1 protein-coding gene and 2 pseudogenes are annotated in these 2,119 nt (G+C 68.4%); all 3 read left to right on the forward strand.

Annotated elements, in window-relative coordinates; translation table 11 throughout:
• Positions 1 to 168, forward strand: a pseudogene (locus PMI02_RS26775) (aminoglycoside phosphotransferase); the annotation flags it as partial.
• Positions 165 to 890 carry a nucleotidyltransferase family protein gene (locus tag PMI02_RS00020; RefSeq protein ID WP_007676912.1) on the forward strand — a complete coding sequence of 242 codons (726 nt, stop codon included), beginning with the start codon at positions 165 to 167 and terminating at the stop codon, positions 888 to 890. The pseudogene PMI02_RS26775 and the gene PMI02_RS00020, both read left to right, overlap by 4 nt.
• A pseudogene (locus PMI02_RS00025) lies at positions 883 to 2,119 on the forward strand (double-strand break repair protein AddB); the annotation flags it as partial. The gene PMI02_RS00020 and the pseudogene PMI02_RS00025, both read left to right, overlap by 8 nt.

Consider the following 2,119-nt stretch of genomic DNA (forward strand, 5'->3'; position numbering starts at 1 on the left):
CTGTGGCGGCGCGACGGCAAGCCGCGCTACCTCGACCTGATCCCGCGCGTATGGGCGCTGCTGGAGCGCGATCTCGCGCATCCGGCGCTTGCGCCCGTCGCGGCTTGGTTCGATGCGAACATTCCAGCAGAGCTTCGCGACGCCGACGGGGGCACGTTCGACAAATGACCGCAAAACCTCTCGCCAGCGACACGGCGATGATCCTGGCCGCAGGGCTGGGCAAGCGCATGCGCCCGCTCACCGCCAGCCAGCCCAAGCCGCTGGTGCGCGTCGGCGGCAAGTCGCTGATCGATCATGCGCTCGACAAACTCGGCGGTGCGGGGGTCGCCCGGGCGGTGGTCAACGCGCACTACATGGCCGACGCTCTGGAGGGGCACCTCAAGCTCCGCAAGACCGCGCCGCAGGTGGCCCTCTCCGACGAGCGCGAGCGGCTCCTGGAAACCGGCGGCGGCATGGTGAAGGCGGCTCCGCTGCTGCCCGAGCCGTTCTTCTGCCTCAACAGCGACAACATTTGGCTCGACGGCCCGACCGACGTCTTCGCGGAACTCTCGCAGGGTTGGGACCCGGCGCGCATGGATGCGTTGCTGCTGATGGTGCCGCACACCCGCGCGCTCAACTACCGCGGCGAGGGGGATTTTCACCTCGATCCCGAAGGGCGCGTGACCCGTCGCCGCCCCGGCCGCGTCGCGCCGTTCATCTATACCGGTATCAAGCTTGTGTCGCACCGCCTGCTACGTGACGCCCCCGAAGGTCCGTTCTCGACCAACCTGCTATGGAGCCGCGCGATCGAGGAAGGTCGGCTCTACGGCATCTCCCATATGGGCCTGTGGTTCGAGGTGGGCGAGCCGTCTGCGATCAAGCCCACCGAAGAGTGGCTGACGCGTGCCTGAGAGGGCTTCGCTCGATCCGCGACGCCCTAAAGTCTACTCGATCGCTGCCCATCGCGGCTTTGCCGATGCGCTTGTTGCTGGCCTGGTCCCCCGTTACTCGCAGGGCGAACTCGGCCTCGCCCGCCTGACGCTGCTGCTGCCCAGCCGCCGCACAGTGCGCACGATGACAGAGGCTTTCGTACGTCACTCGGGCACAGGAATGCTGTTGCCGAGGATGGTGGCGGTCGGCGATCTCGACCTCGACGAGACGCTGGGACCGCTGCTCGATCCGCTCGGCGCGGCGGATATTCCGCCTGCCGCCGATCCGACGCGGCGGTGGCTCCGCCTTGCCCACTACCTGCGCGAAACCGAGGGCGATGCTGCCGGGAAGGGCGCCGGATTGCTGCGCCGCGCCTGGGAAATCGGGCGCACAATGGACCGCCTCATGGCCGAGGGCATCGCGCCGATCGACCTGCTGTCCGATCGCGTCATCGGCATCGTCGGCGAAATGGCGGGACACTGGACCGACAATACCCGCACGTTCCTCATGGTGCAGCAGCACTGGATCGCCGAACTCGCGAGCCGCGGCGAGATCGACGCGCCCGAGCGCCGCAATCGCCTGTTCGACCATGCTGCCGCGCGCTGGCGTGAAAGCCCGCCGGCCTATCCGGTGGTAGCCGCAGGCGTGACCGGTGCCTCGCCCTCACTCGCTCGCCTGCTTCGAGTAGTGAGCGAGATGGAGCAGGGTAGCGTTGTTCTGCCGGACCTCGATCTTTCCCTGGCCGATGATGTTTGGGGCGAACTGGGCACCGCTGGAAACCCCGCGCAGCACGACGACCCGCCGTTCGGCCGAAGCGATGCAGTGACGCACCCGCAGTATCACCTCAAGCTGCTGCTCAACCGTATGGGCATCGGGCGCGGCGAGGTTCAGCAATGGCACCGCTCGGGTATCGCAGCGGCGCCGCCCGAGCGCAGTCGCGCGATTTCCAGCCTGTTCCTGCCGCCGCGCGCGTCAGCCTCGTGGGTTGCATTGCCGGCCGAGCACCGCCGTCTCGCGGGTGTGCGTTTGATGGAAAGCACGCACCCCGGCGAGGAGGCGCAGGCCATCGCCATCCTTATCCGCGAGGCTTTGGAAACACCCGAGCGCCGCGTCGCGCTCGTTTCGCCGGACCGGGGTCTGGCTGCGCGGGTGGTCGGCCATCTCGAGCGCTGGGGGATCGAGGCGGACGATACGGCCGGCCGGCCGCTGC

Origin of the sequence: Novosphingobium sp. AP12 (assembly GCF_000281975.1) — a bacterium.
Lineage (GTDB): Bacteria > Pseudomonadota > Alphaproteobacteria > Sphingomonadales > Sphingomonadaceae > Novosphingobium.

Coding starts and splice junctions, on each gene's coding strand:
- PMI02_RS00020 (WP_007676912.1), top strand. CDS start 165: ATGACCGCAAAACCTCTCGCCAGCGACACGGCGATGATCCTGGCCGCA.